Consider the following 20,406-nt stretch of genomic DNA (forward strand, 5'->3'; position numbering starts at 1 on the left):
AGGACAGGTGATTCAAGATGATTATCGCTCATGCATACTTGCAAATACAACCTGATAAAGAACCTGTATTTTTAGAGGAAATCAGAACGCTTATTCAAGAAACGCTTCCAGAAGCCGGCAACATCAGCTATGAATTGATGAAATCCACTGAACGGGATGACCTTTATGCGATGGTGGAAGTTTGGAAGGATTTCGAAGCGGCGTCGGCGCATATGGCAAGTGAACATTTCACATCCTTTTTTCAAAAAGCGCCGGCTTTTATGGCTGCGCCATTGGAGCTGAAGGTGTTTGACGGCGAGTCTATCCAAGTGGAAATACCTTAATCTTTGATCGCCGCTCTGCTTTTGGCGTTAGCGACACCGATCGCCTCGCCGACCGCCTGCGCTCGTCATGACCGCAGGCGGCTACAAATTCAGCGATTTTGCCAAAGCGGGCATCCCGCTCCAGCTGATCATGTTAGTGGTGACGATGATCGTGATACCTTTATTTTTTCCGTTGTAGGAATTGGATATTTGGTGCCTGGCACGCACACAATTCAATCGAATACGCACGCTCGGCGGAGTTTATGCACGGTGCGAAAAAAATACGCACGCTCGGCGGAGTTTATGCACGGTGCGAAAAAAATACGCACGCTCGGTGGAGTTTATGCACGGTGCGAAAAAAATACGCACGCTTGGCGGAATTTATGCACGCTTAAAAGAAAATACGCACGTTCGAGAAAAATAGAAAAACAGCCAGCTTCGGCAAGAAGCTGGCTGTTTGTTTAGTTTCCACTCATTCTAGTTAAACTGCGCCCATGCCGCCGTCGACCCGGTACTGGACACCGGTGATCATCTCTTCCATCAATATATTGGGAGAATCTGCAGGGCCCCCTAAGGGCAACAGTCATTATTTTCTCTCCCTGTATGTTATTAGAATTGATGGAAATGGGTATCACGCACCTACTCAACAGAATCTAGTCTTTAATAATCCCAATCAAATCATAGAAATAATAACGGCGATTGCGCTGCCGGTCATTTGCAAAAATCATATTTTCCTGAACAAGCTGTTTTAAGCTATTCCGGATTGTAGCCGGTGATAGGCCGGTTTCTTTTTCCAATTGGTTTACATTAGCGATTGGCAAAGTAAACATGGTTTTCCAGATTGTTTTTGTTGAAGTTTGCGATAGTTTTTTCAACCCATTTTGATAAAGGGCTTCTGCCTGATCCAGTTTAGCATATTGATGATCGGCCATTTTAATGGTGGCTTCCAAAAAGAAATTAATCCAGCTTTTCCAGTCGGGTGAAGTTTTATCAATTCCTCTGACTCCATTTAGCAAAGCGTAGTATTTAAATTTCTCCCTTTCCAATTCTTCGCTTAAAAAGAAATAAGGAGTTTCTATCAGTTTACTCTGCAATAAGTAAAGGACAATTAAAATGCGTCCTAATCGGCCATTGCCGTCGAGGAACGGATGAATGGATTCAAACTGGGCATGCACAATAGCTGCCTTTATGAGCGGATGCAACTCTTCCTCGGTTTGTATCTCATAAGGATTACCATTTATGAATCTTTCCAGGTTCGTCATGTATTGATCCATTAATTGCGGTTCTGGGGGGATATAAGCCGCATCTTTGATTCTATTGGTCGGACCAATAAAGTTTTGTACTTTTCGGTAGGTTCCTGAAGCGCCACTTGATCCTCGTGCCTTGCGCATCAGCGTTTCATGCATTTGCCTAATCAGTCTCTCGGATAAAGGATAACCGGCTTGGATTGCCTCAATACCTATAGATAAAGCATCCTGATAATTGCGGACTTCAATTTTTTCCCAATCCTCTTGATGATCTAGCTGGTCTTCAAGCATATCGTGGAATGTAACTTGTGTTCCTTCTATTCTGGTGGACTGAACAGATTCAAGTAAAGTGATCAATTCCAAAAAAGATTGATTAACCACTGAGTACCTGAGTTTTTCTTTTAGTTTTTCCAATTTTGATGAAGCGATGACTACTTTTTTATAGAAAAGCAATTCAGTTTCGGTATCAAATTTCAATGGAAGAAACGGCAAAGAATAAGGAGTCTTCATCAAATCACCTCTAACGTTAATATTATTTTATTATTATCAATAATACACCATAATAAGGTTTAGCGCTATTTTAGATTGAAAAAATATTGTTAATTAGTGCCCGGCACGCACACAATTCAATCGAATACGCACACTCAGCGGAATTTATGCACGGTTCAAAAAAATACGCACGCTCAGCGGAATTTATGCACGCTTAAAAGAAAATACGCACGTTCAAGAAAAATAGAAAAACAGCCAGCTTCTTGCCGAAGCTGGCTGTTTCTTTAGTTTCCACTCATTCTATTTAAACTGCGCCCATGCCGCCGTCGACACGGTACTGGACACCGGTGATGAATGTGCTTTCATCAGAGGCCAGGAACAGCACGAGGTTCGAGATGTCTTCCGACTCGCCGTAACGGCCGAGCGGAATGCTTTTCGCCATCGTGGCTTGGTCCACTTGCAGCCCGGTCTCGAGCGAACGCATCATGCGCGTGTTGACAGGAGACGGGTGGATCGAGTTGACGCGGATGTTATGTGCTGCGTTTTCAACCGCTGCCGCTTTCGTCAAGCCGACGACCGCGTGCTTGGACGTGATATATGGCGATACATTCGGCGATCCGCCAAGTCCTGCAACAGACGAGGTGTTGATGATGCTGCCGGATTTCTGTTTGATCATGACGGGAAGGACCTTCTGGAGCCCCAGGAACATGCCGCGTACGTTGACGGCCATGACCTTATCGAAGTCTTCCACTTTTTGTTCGGTGATGGGTGCGACTTTGCCTTCGATGCCGGCGTTATTGAAGAAAATATCGATTTTGCCGAAATGTTCTACGGTTTTATCGACATACTTCTGGACGTCTTCTTCTTTCGTGACATCGGCCTCAACCGTCAGGACATTGTCGCCCAACTCTTTCTTCGCTTCAGCAAGCGCATCTTCGAATAGGTCGACTAATACGACAGAAGCCCCTTCATCCAAAAACCGTTTTGCGGTGACCTTGCCGATTCCTCCGGCGCCACCTGTAATCACTGCTACTTTATCCTGCAATCTTCCCATAGACGATTTCTCCTCCTAAGACTAAATTGATGGAAATTAAAGCGTTGCACCATCTATTCTACTCTTCCTGTTTTTGAAATCAACAGAAAGGATTAATTGCGCGGGTGCCTGGCACGCGCACAATACAGGAACGCGCGCAATTATGATAAGCTAAAAAGAAAATGGATGGTGAGTGGATGAAGGCGTATCTATTGAAAGTGGAGATGATCGGACTGGAACCAGCAGTGTGGCGCCGTGTGATCTTGCCGGCAGGAGCGACGTTTCAGCGGCTGCATGCGGTGATTCAAGAGATGACGAATTTTCAAAGTGAGTACATGGACTGGCCCATGCATTTCCATGAGTTCCGCCTGCCTGAAGAGGATTTGCTGGTAACCAATGAGCCGGAAGTTTATGAGGCGTTCAAGAAGCGGAAAAAAAGCGTTGGCGGGCAGACGGTACGGAAACCACAGTCGTTGAAGATTGATGACTACCTGGAGCGGTATGGCCAGCTTTCCTATACTTATGACTTCGGCGACAATTGGGAGTTTGCTATTCAATTGGAGAAAACGGTTGATGACTATTATTTTGGCTATCCGACGGTATTGGACGGAGCCGGAGATGCGCCGCCGGAAGATGTCGGCGGACCTCCAGGATTCCAGCAACTGTTGTCGATACTGGCGGATGAGTCTCATCACGATTTTGAGCATATGCTGTGGTGGAGCAGGGAGCAGCGTTTCGAACCCTATAACCGGAGCCGCATCAATCGTTCTTTGGCTGAGCAAAAGATCAAGAAGACGGAATGGAATAAAATTGATCATCTAAACTATGAGGTGCTGTCGGATAAATACCGGCCGGTTGAAAAAGATGTGGAATGGGGCGCCTTGCCTGCGGATTTCGACAAGGAGCTGTTCTGGGGATACGTCAAGGCCTGCACCCATTTATACGGGGTGGTCCCTGTCGATAAAGTTCTGGAAATCTTCAACCGGCAAAATCCGAAGATGTACATCAAAAGCGGCCATGCGTTTAAAGCCATGAGAGAAAGCGACTTTAAGAAATGGATCGAGCAATCTCAAGTCAGACAGGATGGCTTGGATTTTATTCATCAACAGGTGCTGGAGTCTGGAGCAAAAGCCTTTATTGAAGGCAGTGGTGCCGGAAAAGACTGGTACGTTCCGGCAAAAACGGAATTGCTGAATTATATGGATGATTTGTATATCGAACCGACCCCCGCCTATCAGGCGCTGTACCAGAAGCTTGCACCTCATTTTCCACCGCTCAAGCCCGTCAGCCTGCAGCAGGCATTAAAAGAGATCATGTTAGTTATGCAGGTCGAGACGGCCACGACTCAGACGGCGCAGACCTTGATCAATATAAGTGGATTCGAAAATGAGCGGGACTTGAACGAGCTGATCGGCCTGTACTCGAATTTTGCCAACCAATCCCGCCATTGGGCCAATCGTGGCCAAAAGCCGCTCGAGCTGTTTCCGCGGGAACAGCTGATGCCGCTGCCGCTCCCGGATGTGCCAGACGAAATTGGCAGCAGCGATATAAAAGTCGGCCGCAACGATCCCTGTCCATGCGGGAGCGGGAAAAAGTACAAGAAATGCTGCGGGAATTGAGCCGGTGCCAGGCACCGGCACAACTTCAGAGTTGCATGTTGCGCCAATTCGGTTTATATTAGATGAGCCATCAATGATTGAGGAGTCAAGCATTAATGCCTCATTAAAAGAACAGAGAAAAAGGAGCACATAAACCATGCAAACCCTACAAAAAACAAATGATTTCAATGAAATCGTCAACGGACGCCGTTCCATTAAGCAATATGACCCGACAGTCAAAATCAGCCGGGAAGAAATGAGTGAAATCCTTGCCCAGGCTTCAAAAGCCCCATCCTCGATCAACATGCAGCCGTGGCGCTTTCTTGTCATTGACACGGCTGAAGGGAAAGAAAAGCTCGCGCCGCTTGCTTCATTCAACATCGACAAAGTTATGAGCGCTTCCGCAGTGATCGCGGTTTTTGGGGACCGCCAAAACTTTGACTATGCTGAAGAGATCTATGGCAAAGCGGTTGAACACGGCTATATGCCCGAAGAAGTGAAGGAATTCCAATTAAACTATTTCAAGCCGTTGTATGAAGGGATATCAGCTGAACAGCTGAAGGACATCATCATGCTGGATTCGGGCCTTGTGGCGATGCAGCTGATGCTGGTGGCCCGCGCTTACGGATACGACACGAATCCGATCGGCGGCTATGACAAAGAGCGGATTGCGGAAGCTTTCGGCATGGAAAAAGAACGGTATATCCCGGTGATGCTCATAACGATCGGCAAAGCGCTGAATGAAGGGTTCAACTCCTACCGCCTCCCGGTCGATACCATCACCACGTGGAGCTGAGGAAAAGGGACTGGAGATTGAGTATTGGCCGATTTTGTATTATATTTGACTGGTCAAAGAATAGTGGGCGTTGCTATCGATTGGCTTTAACTTGCAGCTAGGAGGTCCATCTATGTCGTGTTCGTTTTCAAAACAGGAACAAGTTCTGCAGCTCTTTAAAGGACTGGCGAACCAAATTAACCCAAAGTTTGAACGCTGCACGGGCATTAGTGCATCGCGCTATGAACTGTTGTCCCAGCTATATAATACAGATGAAATAAACCAGTCGACGCTTCAAAAGGCAGTCAATATCGACGGAGCGGCCATCACCCGCCATCTCAAGCAACTGGAAGCCGATGGCATGGTCGTCAGACGCAGAAACCCTGCCGATAATCGGGTCATCTTTGTCAGCCTCACTCCGGAAGGCCGTAAGCGGATTGTTGAATACCGAAAAGAGAACATGGGCTTTGTAAAACAATCGCTGCATGATTTCACTCCCGAAGAAATAGAGGCCTTGTCAGACATGCTGTCCCGCATGCAAACGAATATTAGTGAATACTGAAAGTCAAAAATATAGTTAAAAGGATGGTTGATGTTATTATGATGATTATTCACGCGCACTTGCAGGTAAAACCAGAACAAGAGCAGGCATTTTTAGATGAATGCAAGATACTTGTCCCCGCTTCACGGGAAGAAGCGGGCAACATCAGCTACGAGTTGAAGAAATCCACTGAGCAGGATGGCCACTTTACCATGGTGGAAGTTTGGAAAGATGCCGAAGCGATTGCCGCCCACAACACGAGTGAACATTTCACTGCTTTTGGCCAAAAAGCGGCAGCTTTCATGGCAGCACCCATGAAACTCGACGTATTCAGCGGAGAGCCCGTGCAATTATAAATCCATTTATGTTTTATCGCCGTCCTGCTTTTCGCAGGGCGGCGATTTTTGGTTTGCAGCAGACTGAGCCTTGCGTTTTGATGTTTTTAGCGTTTCTCTACTAGGGATTGGAGAACTGGTGCCTGGCACCCAAACAATTCATTCGAATGTGATAGTTATTAATCAAAATAAAAAATAAGTTGAAAGTTGGTTGTCAAAATGATATAGTTCGATTAATAAAATATTTCGACAATGAATGGGAGGGCAGCTGGCGATATTAAGGAAACAGCAAACATAGGCATTGATCATAAAAGATAGGGAGTTTTCAAATGGTGGTTTTAAAGCAGATCCGTAACAAACTAATCGTTTCCTGTCAGGCATTGGAGGACGAGCCGCTTCATGATCCCTACATCATGGGGAAAATGGCTTTAGCCGCAAAGATGGGCGGCGCTGAAGGCATCCGTGCCAACACAGTGAAAGATATTCAAGCGATCAAGAAAGAAGTCGATTTGCCAATCATCGGCATCATCAAACAGGATTATCCCGGAAACAATGTCTACATCACTTCGACGATGAAGGAAATCGATGAACTTTATCAGGAAGGCGTGGACATCATTGCGATGGATGCGACGCATCAGGCAAGGCCTGATGGCAGGAGCTTCGAAGATTTCTTTTTCGAAGTGAAGGCGAAGTATCCCGATCAGCTGTTCATGGCGGATGTCTCGACCATCGAAGAAGCGATTGCAGCGGAAAAAGCCGGCGTGGATATTGCGGCACCGACGTTGGCGGGCTATACCCCATATTCAATCGGGACGGTTCCGTTAGAACTGGTCAAGGAAATGGCCGACCAGCTGACGATTCCGGTAATTGCGGAAGGAAACTTCGATACACCCGAAAAAGCGCAGCTGGCACTGGACGCCGGGGCTCATTGCGTGGTGGTTGGAAGCGCTATCACACGGCCGCAGCTGATTACCGAGAAATTTGCAAAAGCGATCGAAGAAAAAACAGAAAAGGGACAGGTGATGAAATGAAGGGCTTATACACAGCATTAATGTGCTCATTTGATGAACAAGGAAACGTGAACGAAAAAGGATTGCGGGAAATTGTCCGTTACAATATTGAGGTTTCCGAAGTGGATGGCCTATACGTCAACGGCAGCACTGGAGAAAACTTCCTCATTTCCACCGAACAGAAAAAGCAGATTTTCGAAATCGTTAAGGACGAGGTCAAAGATCAGGTGAAACTGATTGCGCAAGTCGGTTCGTTGAACATCGAAGAAGCTTCAGAGTTGGCCCATTTCGTAACGGATCTTGGCTATGACGCGATTTCGGCCGTGACGCCGTTCTACTATAAATTCGATTTTGAAGAAATCAAAGATTATTACAATACGATTCTTGAAGGCGTCGATACACAGCTCATCATTTATTCCATTCCGGCTTTAACGGGTGTCAACATGAACCTGGAGCAGTTCGGCGAGCTGTTTGAAAATGAAAAAATTATCGGCGTGAAATTCACCGCACCGGATTTCTTCCTGCTTGAGCGCTTACGGCATGCGTATCCGGACAAGCTGATCTATTCGGGCTTTGACGAAATGCTATTGTCTGCCAGTGTCTTGAATGTGGACGGGGCAATCGGCAGTACATTCAATGTCAACGGCAAAAGAGCCAAGCAGATTTTCACCTTGGCACAGAGCGGACAGATTGACGAAGCACGCGAAATCCAAAAAGTGACGAATGATCTGATCGAAGAGATCTTGAAGAACGGACTTTACCAGACCATCAAGGAAATGCTCGAAACACAAGGAGTCAACGCTGGATTTGTCAGAAAACCGATGAAACAGCTGACAGAAGAAAAAGCGGTCAAAGCACGTGAACTTGCTAAAAAATATCTGTAAGGACTAACGGGGGAATGGGATAGATGGATGGAACATTTGCGGTTATCGATTATGTGATTTTGTTTGCGTATTTATTGTTTATCTTGTATGTCGGAATTGCCTTTGCCAAAAAGGAAATGAAAGGTAAGGAATTTTTTAAAGGGGACGGCTCGATTCCATGGTGGGTGACTTCGGTCAGTTTGTTTGCCACTTTGCTCAGCCCGATTTCGTTTTTATCACTTGCGGGAAATTCGTATTCCGGAACATGGCAATTGTGGTTTGCGCAACTGGGGCTGCTGATCGCGGTTCCTGTAGCCATCTACTTTTTCCTGCCGGTTTACCGGAAACTGGATTTAGATACAGCGTATGAATACTTGGAGCGCCGATTCGATAAGCGCATGCGGATTTTAGGAAGCCTGCTCTTCATCGTTTACCAGATCGGCCGCATGTCGATCATCATGTACTTGCCTGCGATTGCCTTAGCAACCGTCACCGGCATCAATGTCATTGTCATCATCCTCTTTATGGGTGTCATCGCCACCATCTACTCGGCTTTCGGTGGATTGAAATCCGTACTTTGGACAGATTTCATCCAAGGCGTTGTCTTGATCGGCGGCGGAATATTCGCTTTGATCATTTTGTTGTTCTCCATTAACGGGGGACTTGGGGAAGTCATCAGTGTGGGAACAAGCAACGAGAAATTCTTTGGCGACATCGCGTTATTCGATCCGAACCTGGTCAATAACAGCATTTTGATCATCATCCTGGGTGCCGGTTTGTCGACGACGTTTTCGTATATCTCCAGCCAGGATATGGTGCAGCGCTATTTGACGACGAAAGATTTGAAGGAAATGAACAAGATGACGTATTTGAACGGCGCATTGTCGCTCGGAACAGCTACGTTGTTCTTCTTGATCGGTACGTCGCTGTATGTTTTCTATTCACAGCAAACGGCTGCGATGCCGACAGGGAAATCAGATTTGATCTTTGCAAATTTCATCGTCAGTGAATTGCCTGTGGGCGTTTCAGGATTATTGATTGCCGGACTGTTCGCAGCGGGCCAATCGACGCTTTCTACAGGGCTCAATTCCGTAGCGACAAGCTGGACGCTCGATATCCAGCAAGTATTGAGAAAAGATATGAGTGATGAAAAAAGCACACGGATGGCGCGTATCGTCTCGACCGTCGTCGGCATCTTTTCGATTGCCTTCGCGATCATCCTTGCTTACTCCAGCGTCGGTTCTGCCTATTCTTGGTTTAACGGCTTGATGGGCTTGGCGCTCGGGATTATCGGCGGTACCTTTACGCTGGGTGTGTTGACGAAACGCGCAAACGCCAACGGGGCATTGTTCGGCTTTATCGCCACTACTCTGATGGCTATCTACATCTCGTACTTCACAGACATTACGTTATGGGCCTATTCAATCATCAACTTGATCGCTTCTATTGTTTTCGGCTACGGCTTCAGTTTGCTGTTCGCCAAGAAAGAAGAACGGGATGACGAGGAAGGGGTCACGTTCTTCGATTACAATAAAGTAGTCAAAGAGAAATAAGCGTTAGATTTAGGTGGGAGCATGGTGGAAATTTCAAGGAAAATCACAACTGAGGTATTGGTAGTCGGCAGTGGACTGGCAGGGATTAAAGTGGCAAAAGAGTTAGCCGACCTTGGACATGATGTGTTGATGGCAACAAAAATGAAACTGGCTTCTGGTTCAAGCTTCTATCCCTTAAAAGCTTCGCTCGGAACTCAAGTGACGAGCAATGAAGCTGACAAGAAGGTTTTTTTAGCGGATATCGCAGCGTCCAGCAGGGGCATGCATCGCCAGGACTTGGCGGAAGTCTATGTAGAAGAAATCCGGGACCGGGTCGCAGAATACAGCGCTATCGGCGTCGTGTCCAAAAAGCTCGAAGGCGAGCGGAAAGCTTGTTTTGCCGAGCATCCACGAGATATTCATTTGCTGAGCGATTGGGACCAGATTAGGGAAAACGTTGCCGGTATTTTTGGAAGCTATGAAAATTTGACGGTGATGGAACGGACCGTGGTCATTTCACTGATAAAAAAAGAACAGCAGATTGCCGGTGCTCTCCTGTTGGATCAGCACAATCAGGTGGTGCTGGTGGAATGCAAAGCAGCGGTTCTCGCAACGGGCGGGTTCGGCAGTCTCTATAAGCATAATTTGAATCCGAATGATGTTGATGGATCGGGACATATCCTAGCCCTTGAAGCCGGAGCTAGCCTGGTCAATATGGAATTTATCCAATTCATCCCTGGTATTACGTCACCGCGCTATAAGACCTTATTTGGTGAACATACCTTGGCGTACTGCACAGACATCGTGAAAGAGGATGGCAAGAGCCTGTTGGATGCTGCACTTCCGGAAGGGCTGTCAAAAAAAGAATGCCTGGATATCCGCAGTAGCCATGGGCCATTTACGGATTCGCTGAAATCCAAATATGTGGACATCGCCATGATGAAGGAAATCATCGCCTCCAGAAACGAAAAAGGTTTTAAGCTGCTATTCGATCAAACATTATATGAAAACAAAGAAGAATTCTATACCGTATACTTAGACTGGCTGAAACAAAAGGGCATTGATATGTTGAAGGACGAGGTGCGGATTGCGCCGTTTGCCCATGCCAGCAATGGTGGCGTCTTTATCGATCCATACGGGCGCACGGGTGTTCCAGGCTTGTATGCCATTGGAGAGCTGTCCTGCAATATTGAAGGAGCCAATCGGCTTGGAGGCAACTCGACCGGCGCGTGCATGGTGTTCGGCAAAAGAGCGGCTGCAGACTGCGGCGATTATTTAAATAGAGTGGATCCTTCTGAAATCAGTGACCGGGAAGCCAGGTTGCACTTAGAAAACGCCTTCGGCAATTCGGCTGACAGCAGCGAGGAGCTGGATAAATCCACTGAAACTGATCAGGCACAACTCCATCAGACAGTGGAGAACATCAGGGAACTCATGTGGTATGCCGGCAACGTCGTCCGCTCAGAAGAGCAATTAATGGATGCGTTGGAACAGCTCAAAGCACTCCAGTCCGAGCTGGATATCAGCCGTTTGTTCAGGCGGCGGGAAAATCGGAAAATGGTCATCAAAGCGAAGAATTTTTTGAAGTTGTCTCAACTGCTGCTTCACGCGATGCTGGAACGGAAAGAAAGCCGCGGTGCGCATTACCGGGAAGATTACCCTACTGAAGATCCGGCATTTTCCAGACGCCTCTTCGTTTCAGAAACACGGGATGGCGGGCTGTCGCTGGAATTTAGGAACGAGTGAAGGAGCAACGCCTGAAACGAAAAGAGAAAAGCCTGAATGCGGTTTTTCTCTTTTTATTCATTAAGAAAAGAGGAAAACAAGATGCAGCTTGCGGTCATTGATATCGGCGGTACATTTATCAAATATGCGGTCATCGATCAGGAAGGATCCTTTCTTTTCCATGGTTCGGTTCCGACAGATGCCCACAATGGCAGTAAAAACCTGATAGCCAAAGTGTTGGGGCTCTGTGACCAAATGATGGAGGATTTTGAAATCGAAGGGATTGCCATCAGCTCAGCCGGACAGATTGATGCCTTGCGGGGAGTGGTGGTCTTTGCGACAGATAATTTGCCGGGCTATACTGGAACAAGACTGTCCGAGCTGGTGTCCGCCCATACGGGTTTGCCGGTAAGGATTGAAAATGATGTCAATTGTACGGCACTCGGCGAATCCTGGAAAGGCGCAGCGCGTGGAGTAGAAAACTTCCTCTGTGTGACGATCGGAACCGGGGTTGGCGGTGCGTTGTTTTTGAACGGCAAGCTTTACACCGGAGCGGGGTTTTCTGCTGGGGAAATCGGCCACATGGTCCTTTACCCGAATGGCCGAAACTGTACGTGCGGGAGCCGCGGCTGCTATGAGCAATATGCTTCAAGTTCGGCTCTTCAGCAGTTGATCTCAGAAGAATTCGGTGAGGGGATGAGCGTAAAAGCGTTTTTTAGATATGTAAACTCTAAGGATTCTAAAGCGCTGATGCTGTTTGAGGATTGGATTGACGACCTGACAACTGGCCTGCAATCGCTCGTCCATCTGTTCAATCCGGAATTGATCGTCATCGGCGGCGGCATCTCGGCGCAGGGGGAATTTTTGCAGCAGGCAATTGAATCTTCGCTGAATAGGAAAATCATGCCGAACCATCAAAAGCATTTGCGGATCAAGATGGCCGAGTACGACAATAAATCAAATTTACTGGGAGCGGCAAAGCATTTCTTGGAGAATTGAAAGGGAGGCAGACATGGTGGAAGCTAAGACAATCTCGGGCCCGAAACCTTCCATATTAATGGAGCAGCATAAGCATACGTTTACAAAATCCGAAAACAAGATATACGACTACATCCTGGAGCATCCAGACAAAGTTCTCTATCATTCATTGACGGAGCTGTCCGAATTCAGTGGCGTGGCAGAAGCGACCGTATTGCGTTTTTTCCGGAAGCTGGGTTTCAAAGGCTTCCAGGATTTTAAATTCCTGTTTGCTCAGGAAGTGCCGCCCGCGAACCATTCCTTACAGGGTGAGTCTTTTGTCCACCGAATCCGCAACAGCATCGTGCAGGCGATTGAAGACTCATCCGAGGTTGTAGACATGGAGACCTTGGAGAAAGCGATCCAGGCAATCGATGCAGCGCAGGATGTTGTGATCTTTGGCATCGGCTCGTCTGGAATTGCCGGACTGGATATGCAAAATCGCCTGATGCGGATCGGCAAACACGTCAATGCCATCACGGACTCGCATTTCCAGATCATGAGAGCTTCTTCGCTGAATGAAAAATCAGTAGTGATTGCCATCAGTTTGACCGGAAGCACGAAAGACATTGTCGATGCGGTCAAATTGGCGAAAGAAAAGAATGCCACAGTCATTGCCCTAACAAATTACGTGAAATCGCCGTTGACCAAATACGCCGATTTTGTTCTCTTATCTTCTGCGAAAGAAAGTCCGTTAGACAGCGGATCGCTCGTCTCAAAAATTGCACAGCTGTATTTGATCGATTTGATCTGCACCGGATTGACCATGAACAATGTCAAGGATGCCGAAAGCGTGAAAAGGGAGATTACCGAACATATTGCCGGTAAGCTGTATTAAAGCTGAAAAGCGTTTGATCGATAGGCTGCCGTTACGAGGTGAAAGCATGCAGATTCTGAAAGTGAAAAATTACGAAGAAATGAGCCGGAGCGCTTGTGCGTTGCTGGTGGAGCATATTCAACAAAGCGATTTTCCGGTGCTCGGATTGGCAACCGGTTCCACACCTGAAAAGCTCTATAGTTGCCTGATCGAAGAATATCGAAAAGGGAAAGTTTCGTTCCGCAACGTGTCGACATTCAATTTGGATGAATATGTCGGCCTTGGAGTAGAAGATGCCAACAGCTATCAATGGTACATGACCGATAAACTCTTTGCCCATATTGATGTGCCCGCCATGCAGGTCCATTTGCCGAACGGCCTATCGCAAAGAGTGGAACAGGATTGCCTGGCTTACGAAAGCCAGATCCAAAGGGCTGGGGGTATCGACATTCAAGTATTGGGGCTTGGACTGAATGGACATATCGGATTCAATGAACCCGGAACACCGTTTTCAAGCAGAACCCATGTGGTCGACTTGGCCCAATCCACACGCCGTGCCAATGCCCGGTTCTTTTCGGGGATCGACGAAGTGCCGACCCAAGCGATCAGCATGGGAATCACCTCCATTATGGAAAGCAAAAAGATCCTGCTCCTCATATCTGGAAAAGAAAAAGCGGAAGCCTTGTACCAGATGATGAACAGCGAGGTGTCGGAGGACTTCCCGGCTTCGATTTTGCAGACACATCCTGACGTCACCATCATCGCCGATGAATTGGCGTTGTCCAAGGTACTGCCTTTTTATGGAGAAGACAAGGACAGCCTGAAAATTGAAGAGAAACAAATGGGATCAATCGAATAGTGAATTGAGCGGGAATTGAGCGGGTGCCTGGCACCCGCTCAATTTTCTTTTTATGTAGTTAAATACTACTAGTCATTTATAACCACTCGGCTTATAATGAGCAGAAGAGAATCGGTAAGGGGTGGCAGTATGTTTTGCAGGAACTGTGGAGAGAAAAACGAAGAATCAGCAAAGTTCTGTAAGGGGTGCGGGATGCAGCTAGAAAACGGCGGGGCTGCACCGGCGAAGAAGAATCATGCATTTGCGATTGTGTTGTCGATTCTGTTGGCAGCGGGCGGCGGGTTTGGCGTGCAGCAATATCTGACAAAGCAAGCGGATGCGGATACTCTCATCGTTCAGGACAATAAAGAAGAAGTGCAGCCCGTTCAGCAGGGGAAAAAGGAAATCATCAAAGCGGCGCAAAAGAAAGTCTACACGATTGTCACAGATAACGGCATCGGTTCCGGCTTTCTATTCACCAAAGATGGAATGGTCGTGACTAACGCCCATGTGGTGGCAGGCTTTACGGACGTTACAGTCCGCAACAGTGCAGGGGAAGAAGTGCCGGGCCGGGTGATCGGGATTTCGGATGTCGAGGACATCGCCGTCATCCAAGTAGACGCCTATAAAGGGCAGGAACCGCTGCCTGCGGAAATGGAAGTGACTGAAGTGGGATCCGAAGTGATTGCGCTCGGCAGCCCGAATGGCTTTGAGAACTCAGCATCGATCGGCTATTTGACCGGAGTGGACCGGGACATCAGCTTTGACTTTGAATACGAGGACATTTACCAGATTGATGCACAGATTGCTCCGGGCAGCAGCGGCGGTCCGCTGGTGGATGCCGAAACCGGAAAAGTGATCGGCATCAACTCGCTCCTGTATACTGATGGTAATGCGATCGGCTTTTCGATTCCTCTTCACTCCATTCATGGCTCGCTGATGGACTGGGTCAACCATCCCATGTCGGCGGCAGCCGTGGCTTCGGTATTCGGAGTCTACGACAGCTATGATTATTTCGACTGGCTGGAGGATTACGATTACGAGGATGAGCCGGTGTATGACGTTGAAACAGACACCGTTTATGAAGAAGAAATCATCGTGGAGGAAGAAGTGGCCGTTGAAGAAGATGTAGAGGTTCCGGAAGAAACCGCTGAGGTTGAAGAAGAGGCGTATGAGGAAACCTACACCGATGAAACTGCCGATGAAGACTACACAGAGGAATATGAGGAAGAAGTTGTCGAAGAAGAACCGGAAGAAACCGTGGCTTTATTTGATGAAGCATCGCTCAGCGGGTTTGTCAGTGATTACCGAAGCTATTATGAAATGGCATTGGCAGATGAAGATTTCTATTATGTGGCGGATATGCTGTTGCCGGATAGTGCGATCTACTCTGGCATTTCAGATTATATCGATGAAATCAGCGGACAGGGAATGGTCTTTGAATTTATTGACCAATCCATATTGGGCGTGGAAATATACGATGATTATGCATTGGTCCAAACTTATGAAGCCTTCGATTTCATGAATGCAGCTGGCGAATGGACATACGAGGAGCGCACGAAAACTTACACGGTTATCGCGGATGAATACGGCGCTTATTGGATTTCGGATATTGCCGCTAACTAATTGTGCGGGTGCCAGGCACCCACGCAATTCCCGCACAATTAATAGAAGAAACCTGAAGGGAAGAGTATTTTGAAAGCTAAGTACATACCGGTTATCTTATGGGCGCTGTGCATCCTGCTGGCCACCAACAACCACAATTTTCAGTCCCTGCTATTCGCCCAGGAAATTGGCTTTAACATTCGCCTGTTCCCGAACTTATCGGATCTGTTCATCACCAGCGATATTCACTTGGAAAGCAAAACCTATGTGTTCCAGAAAACTGGCCATGCCTTGTCTTTCGGCATCCTGTTCCTGATCCTGGCCAAAACCATCAATAGCAATAGCAAGGCCATCATTCTGTGCAGCTTGTTTGCCTTTTTTACGGAATTCCTGCAGCTGTTTTTTGAACGGAGCGGGAGATTGAGCGACGTGCTGATTGATATCGGCGGCATTTACCTCGCTTACCGCTTGAGTGCCTTTGTTGCGGCAGAAGGCGGGCTGAGTCCGGCTTTTTGGAAAACGACGCAAAGAATCGCCGGCGTGTTTTTCGAGGAAAAGCAACGCTGAACTGTACAGAATAAAACTAGCGCTTCCTATATAAATAATAAACTCCATCATCCGGGACCTTGTGTTCACGGGGGTGGAGTTTTTTTGTCGTGGGATTATCTTGAGTTGCCGAAAAAAGTATAAATAAGCTATTATTTCTTGAAGTCCATAAATTCAGATAACTCTAGAGAGGATCGATTGGACGCTTGCTTTGGTTTACTCTTTTTTTCATTTCGATAGATGCTAATACAAAAACGGAAGGGGCAAAAGTATGGATTTACTGAACAGAGATGGCACAAAAGTGATTGGACACGAAATTTTATGGGAAATGCAAGCGGGTGATGAACCCATCTATTCCTCCCCGGTGTTTGCTGTTTTCAGCGCCGATCTAGTGATTACTTCTGGCACTGGGAAAGGGCAGATGCGGAAGATTAGCGGAGTCGAAACGGACACCATTTGGATCGAGGAAGCATTTGCCACCTTGCCTGATGCCACCTCGACTTACGAAATCCGGCCTTTTCATGAATCTGATATTTATTACCAGCACGCAGGGCAGCTGGTGGAAGAGCCGAATGGCTGGTACTTATACACCACCTGCTTTGACAATCAATGCGTAAAGTTCAACGCGAGCACAGGTGACGTGATGTGGAGGTTCAGTTCGCTTGAGCAGAACGAACCATTTCCGACGGTCGTGGATATCGACGGAGACGGAAAGATTGAAGTATTCTTGACGAGCCTTGACGGGTACGCGAGGATGTTCAGATTCACTTGAAACTCGCGCCTCCGTGCCCTGTCCGTGCCAAGCAGCCATCCATAATCAAGGTGTTTTTTATAGAGCAACCGGGGTCCGATATCTAATTGGACTCCGGTTGCTTATTTTTTGGTACCGGTCTGCTCCATGTCTCCGTAGAAAAATCTCTTCCAATGTGACTATCGGTCCTTTTTCTTCCGGCTATTAACTATGGGGGAATAATGACAATCTACAAAGTTTTTCTTCTAATGATCGGCTGCACGACAGCTTTTTGCAACGGCCACAGCGGGATCATTTTCAAAAAATTGTTTGTGGTTCTGCCGCCTCCACTCCCATCTTCGTTATAAAAAATCCTGCTTCGTCATCCACTTCATTTCACCAACCGCTGCTTCCCTATCCGTCGCTTCAGCCGACATGGAATCCACTTGGAAAGATGCAGTTTTCCCTTTGCTGTTTTCAAGTTTTACGGAAGAGCAAGGATATTGGGTATCTGCTGTTTTTTCGTCGCGACGCGAATTCTGAGCTTGCTGGGGTCTTTAAGTCCGCTGCTTGGCCACTAGCCTCTGGCGATATATGGTCTTCTTCATTCTGAATAACAATATCAAAAAAAGATTAAATAAATACTCATTTTATCTTTACTCAATAAATAATATGGGTATATTTTATTATTTAATGATATGTCATTATTTTTTTTGTAATTATATTGACACTTTATATCTACCTAGTTATAGTTGTAGCTTAATAGTTATAATATACAGGTAAATCAGAAATCTAAGAATGGAGGAACATCCTGTGGAATTTTCCGAGCTCTTTTCCGGACCTTACAGTTTTATAATGGGATATGTCTTTTTGTATCCTCTTTTTATGGCGCTTTTTTGGATAGCTGGTTCTCTGCTTTTCCTTAGAACCAATGAATCCAAAAAAGATTCCTTAAACATCGAGGATTTTGCTTGGCCGATGGTCAGTATATTGGTGCCATGCTATAACGAAGAAGATACCATTGAAGAAACCTGCCGGAATCTTAGTGGGCTTTCATATCCAAAAAAAGAAATCATTTTGATCAATGATGGTTCGAAAGACAGAACGAGTGAAATAATAAAAAGATTGTCGGAGCAATACGACAATGTCAGAGCCATTCAGCTGCATGAAAACCGTGGCAAAGCGAATGCTTTGCAAGTCGGCTTGTTCGCTTCCAGAGCTGAATACCTCATTTGCGTCGACTCGGATGCTCTGCTTGCCGATAGCGCTCCCTATTATTTGATTCATCATTTCTTTAAAAAAGGCGAAAGGCTGGGGGCTGTGACAGGCAATCCCACGATCCGCAACCGCAATAATCTGCTTAGCCGGATGCAGTTGGTCGAATATGCTTCGATTATTGGAGCGATTAAGCGGACACAAAGGCTGCTTGGAAAAGTCATGACGGTTTCCGGAGTCGTAGTTGCTTTCCGCAAAAAGGCGCTGGTGGATGTTGGTTTATGGGACCGCGATATGATCACGGAAGATATTGCAATCAGTTGGAAACTTCAAAAGCGCTTTTGGGATGTCCGCTATGAACCTCGGGCCATTTGTTGGATGCTTGTGCCGGAGACCTTATCCGGTCTTTGGAAACAGCGCGTCCGGTGGGCACAAGGAGGCCAAGAGGTCATTCTCCGCCATTGGAGAATCTTGTTTAGTTGGAAACAACGCAGAATCTGGTTGATTTACCTCGAACAATGGCTCAGCATCATCTGGGCATTCTGCTGGCTTTCCATCACGCTATTATTGCTGTTTAAGGCCAACTCGCTGCAGCAAATACTCCTTTGGTTTACATTCAGTTCTTTTGCGTTAGTGTTCGTCAGCCTGATTCAGTTGCTTATCGCGCTGTTGATCGACTCCCGCTACAACAATAAATTAAAATACTATTTTTGGGCAGCATGGTACCCGGCCATCTATTGGATGATTAATACTGCTGTTGTTATAGCAGCCATCCCACGGTCTATTTCATCACGCCTGAAAGGAGGTTACGCTGTATGGAACAGTCCAGACCGCGGCATCAAGAAGAAAGTTTCCTGATTGTAGTCAAGCGATCTTGGTTGTATGCCGGCCTTGATTTAATGTTTACACTACTCTTTTGGTTTTATAGTGTGGTGGTGGTCTTGTTTATGGTATCGGCCACTATTGGATTCAATAATATTTTGACAAGAATCTTGAATTCTTCATTCAATACGATAAATCAAGATATCCGAAGTTTTGTTATCGCAGCCTTTGTTGTTTTCCTTCTGTTTTACGCATTGCTTTACCTGAACCGTTTATACAATAAGAAGAGATACGGTTCTTTACAAAGACGATGCTATCCCACTCCAGTCGACAATGCAGAACTCAAGACATTGGGATTAATGGATATAGAGACAATTGAGAAGCTGCAACGTGAAGATTATAGCGTTTTTGAAAAAAATCCTATTGTTCCTCTTGGAGGTGAAAAAACGTGATCAAACGGATATTAATTTGGGTCACCGTTATCGCGATGATTGGCCTCTTTTTCTTTTTGCGAAAAGATCTTTTCATCGAGGCATTCTCCGAAGACAAACCGGCCATGTCATTTCCTAAAAAGTTGATAAAAAATGGTTGTCTCGGATTGAACTATCACCGGGTGCAAGACGATACGGTTCTTGTTAAAGCAGCCCGAAGCTTTCTTCAATCCAAAGAATTGGTGCAATACAGCGTGCTCGAAAGTGAATTCCAAGAACAAATGGACACATTGGTAGATGCGGGCGCTGTATTTTTGAATGAAGAACAGCTATTGAAAGCAAAAGCAGAAGACAATTTTCCCGAAAAATGCGTATGGATATCATTTGATGATATTGACAAATCGGTTTATGAAAATGCCTTTCCTATTTTAAAAGAGGCAAATATCCCGTTCACGCTATTCGTTATTGCGGGGCATGTCGGCAGCGAAGATTTCAGCAATCTCGAGATGGCGACATGGGACGAACTTCGGGAAATGAACAAAAGTGGGTTGGCCGATTTTGGTTCACATACCTTTGATATGCACCGGTTCGAAGATGAAACCCCTGTCTTTCTAATCCCCGAACAAGCGGAAGCGTTTAAGGAAGATCTTAAAAAAAGTGTGGAAAAAATAGAGTCGGAGCTGGATGTCACCGTCAAAAGTTTCGCCTATCCTTATGGCGATACCAATAAATTGGTCACTCGTTTGGTCAAAGAGCAGGGGCTTGAAGCCGGATATATTTTAGCTCCTCAAGTAATTCGGCCATATGATGATAATTATCACATCAATCGAGTTATCGTTAACCAAACAACGTTTGACGATGTGCTGCTCCCTTACCTGGAAAAAGAATGATTTTTCCGCTCAAAAGTAAACGGCATAATGCCCTGCTTGATGATG

At 46.4% G+C, this 20,406-nt stretch carries 20 protein-coding genes; 18 read left to right on the top strand and 2 right to left on the bottom strand.

Features of this window, described 5'->3' with window-relative positions; all coding sequences use genetic code 11:
• Positions 1 to 17 precede the first annotated feature (17 nt).
• A complete protein-coding gene (locus AC1MEO_RS17945) occupies positions 18 to 323 on the top strand; it encodes a putative quinol monooxygenase (protein WP_480333034.1) in 306 nt (101 codons plus the stop codon).
• A gap of 632 nt (positions 324 to 955) precedes the next feature.
• On the opposite strand, the gene AC1MEO_RS17950 is transcribed toward AC1MEO_RS17945, so the two are convergent.
• Entirely contained in the window at positions 956 to 2,059 is a 1,104-nt protein-coding gene (locus AC1MEO_RS17950) for a Fic family protein (protein WP_480333036.1), read from the bottom strand.
• Between the two features lie 283 nt (positions 2,060 to 2,342).
• Positions 2,343 to 3,092 (bottom strand): SDR family NAD(P)-dependent oxidoreductase, encoded by a 750-nt coding sequence (locus tag AC1MEO_RS17955; protein ID WP_480333038.1) that lies wholly within the window; start codon positions 3,090 to 3,092, stop codon positions 2,343 to 2,345.
• Between the two features lie 176 nt (positions 3,093 to 3,268).
• On the opposite strand from AC1MEO_RS17955, the gene AC1MEO_RS17960 reads away from it, so the two are divergent.
• From AC1MEO_RS17960 to AC1MEO_RS18040, 17 genes are all read left to right on the top strand, one after another.
• Complete coding sequence (locus AC1MEO_RS17960) at positions 3,269 to 4,690, top strand: IS1096 element passenger TnpR family protein (protein ID WP_480333040.1); 1,422 nt, start codon at positions 3,269 to 3,271, stop codon at positions 4,688 to 4,690.
• 136 nt (positions 4,691 to 4,826) lie between these two features.
• Positions 4,827 to 5,465 carry a nitroreductase family protein gene (locus AC1MEO_RS17965; RefSeq protein ID WP_480333042.1) on the top strand — a complete coding sequence of 213 codons (639 nt, stop codon included), beginning with the start codon at positions 4,827 to 4,829 and terminating at the stop codon, positions 5,463 to 5,465.
• A gap of 112 nt (positions 5,466 to 5,577) precedes the next feature.
• Positions 5,578 to 6,006 (top strand): MarR family winged helix-turn-helix transcriptional regulator, encoded by a 429-nt coding sequence (locus tag AC1MEO_RS17970; protein ID WP_480333044.1) that lies wholly within the window; start codon positions 5,578 to 5,580, stop codon positions 6,004 to 6,006.
• Positions 6,007 to 6,044: 38 nt separating this feature from the next.
• Positions 6,045 to 6,341 carry a putative quinol monooxygenase gene (locus AC1MEO_RS17975; RefSeq protein WP_480333046.1) on the top strand — a complete coding sequence of 99 codons (297 nt, stop codon included), beginning with the start codon at positions 6,045 to 6,047 and terminating at the stop codon, positions 6,339 to 6,341.
• 308 nt (positions 6,342 to 6,649) lie between these two features.
• The gene (locus AC1MEO_RS17980) at positions 6,650 to 7,351 is read left to right on the top strand and encodes an N-acetylmannosamine-6-phosphate 2-epimerase (RefSeq protein WP_480333048.1); all 702 of its coding nucleotides are present in this window, start codon (positions 6,650 to 6,652) and stop codon (positions 7,349 to 7,351) included.
• Positions 7,348 to 8,214 (top strand): N-acetylneuraminate lyase, encoded by an 867-nt coding sequence (locus tag AC1MEO_RS17985; protein WP_480333050.1) that lies wholly within the window; start codon positions 7,348 to 7,350, stop codon positions 8,212 to 8,214. The genes AC1MEO_RS17980 and AC1MEO_RS17985 overlap by 4 nt, the downstream gene beginning before the upstream one ends.
• A gap of 23 nt (positions 8,215 to 8,237) precedes the next feature.
• Positions 8,238 to 9,746, top strand: coding sequence for a sodium:solute symporter family protein (locus tag AC1MEO_RS17990; protein WP_480333052.1), 1,509 nt, complete (start codon positions 8,238 to 8,240; stop codon positions 9,744 to 9,746).
• 21 nt (positions 9,747 to 9,767) lie between these two features.
• On the top strand, positions 9,768 to 11,471 hold the full coding sequence (locus AC1MEO_RS17995) for an FAD-binding protein (protein ID WP_480333054.1): 1,704 nt from the start codon (positions 9,768 to 9,770) through the stop codon (positions 11,469 to 11,471).
• 81 nt (positions 11,472 to 11,552) lie between these two features.
• Positions 11,553 to 12,449, top strand: a complete 897-nt coding sequence (locus AC1MEO_RS18000) for an ROK family protein (RefSeq protein WP_480333056.1) — start codon at positions 11,553 to 11,555, stop codon at positions 12,447 to 12,449.
• Between the two features lie 13 nt (positions 12,450 to 12,462).
• Positions 12,463 to 13,305, top strand: coding sequence for a MurR/RpiR family transcriptional regulator (locus AC1MEO_RS18005; protein ID WP_480333058.1), 843 nt, complete (start codon positions 12,463 to 12,465; stop codon positions 13,303 to 13,305).
• Between the two features lie 46 nt (positions 13,306 to 13,351).
• Positions 13,352 to 14,143 (top strand): glucosamine-6-phosphate deaminase, encoded by a 792-nt coding sequence (gene nagB, locus AC1MEO_RS18010; RefSeq protein WP_480333060.1) that lies wholly within the window; start codon positions 13,352 to 13,354, stop codon positions 14,141 to 14,143.
• A gap of 129 nt (positions 14,144 to 14,272) precedes the next feature.
• Positions 14,273 to 15,748 (top strand): S1C family serine protease, encoded by a 1,476-nt coding sequence (locus AC1MEO_RS18015; RefSeq protein ID WP_480333062.1) that lies wholly within the window; start codon positions 14,273 to 14,275, stop codon positions 15,746 to 15,748.
• A gap of 69 nt (positions 15,749 to 15,817) precedes the next feature.
• A complete protein-coding gene (locus AC1MEO_RS18020) occupies positions 15,818 to 16,294 on the top strand; it encodes a VanZ family protein (protein WP_480333064.1) in 477 nt (158 codons plus the stop codon).
• A 250-nt stretch (positions 16,295 to 16,544) separates the two neighbouring features.
• Complete coding sequence (locus tag AC1MEO_RS18025; protein WP_480333066.1) at positions 16,545 to 17,045, top strand: hypothetical protein; 501 nt, start codon at positions 16,545 to 16,547, stop codon at positions 17,043 to 17,045.
• Positions 17,046 to 17,888: 843 nt separating this feature from the next.
• Entirely contained in the window at positions 17,889 to 19,076 is a 1,188-nt protein-coding gene (pgaC, locus tag AC1MEO_RS18030; RefSeq protein WP_480336135.1) for a poly-beta-1,6-N-acetyl-D-glucosamine synthase, read from the top strand.
• A complete protein-coding gene (locus tag AC1MEO_RS18035; protein ID WP_480333068.1) occupies positions 19,034 to 19,492 on the top strand; it encodes a hypothetical protein in 459 nt (152 codons plus the stop codon). Before pgaC ends, AC1MEO_RS18035 begins: the two co-directional genes overlap by 43 nt.
• On the top strand, positions 19,489 to 20,361 hold the full coding sequence (locus tag AC1MEO_RS18040) for a polysaccharide deacetylase family protein (protein ID WP_480333070.1): 873 nt from the start codon (positions 19,489 to 19,491) through the stop codon (positions 20,359 to 20,361). Before AC1MEO_RS18035 ends, AC1MEO_RS18040 begins: the two co-directional genes overlap by 4 nt.
• Positions 20,362 to 20,406: the final 45 nt, after the last annotated feature.

It is taken from the genome of Planococcus sp. BI3 (genome assembly GCF_056680115.1).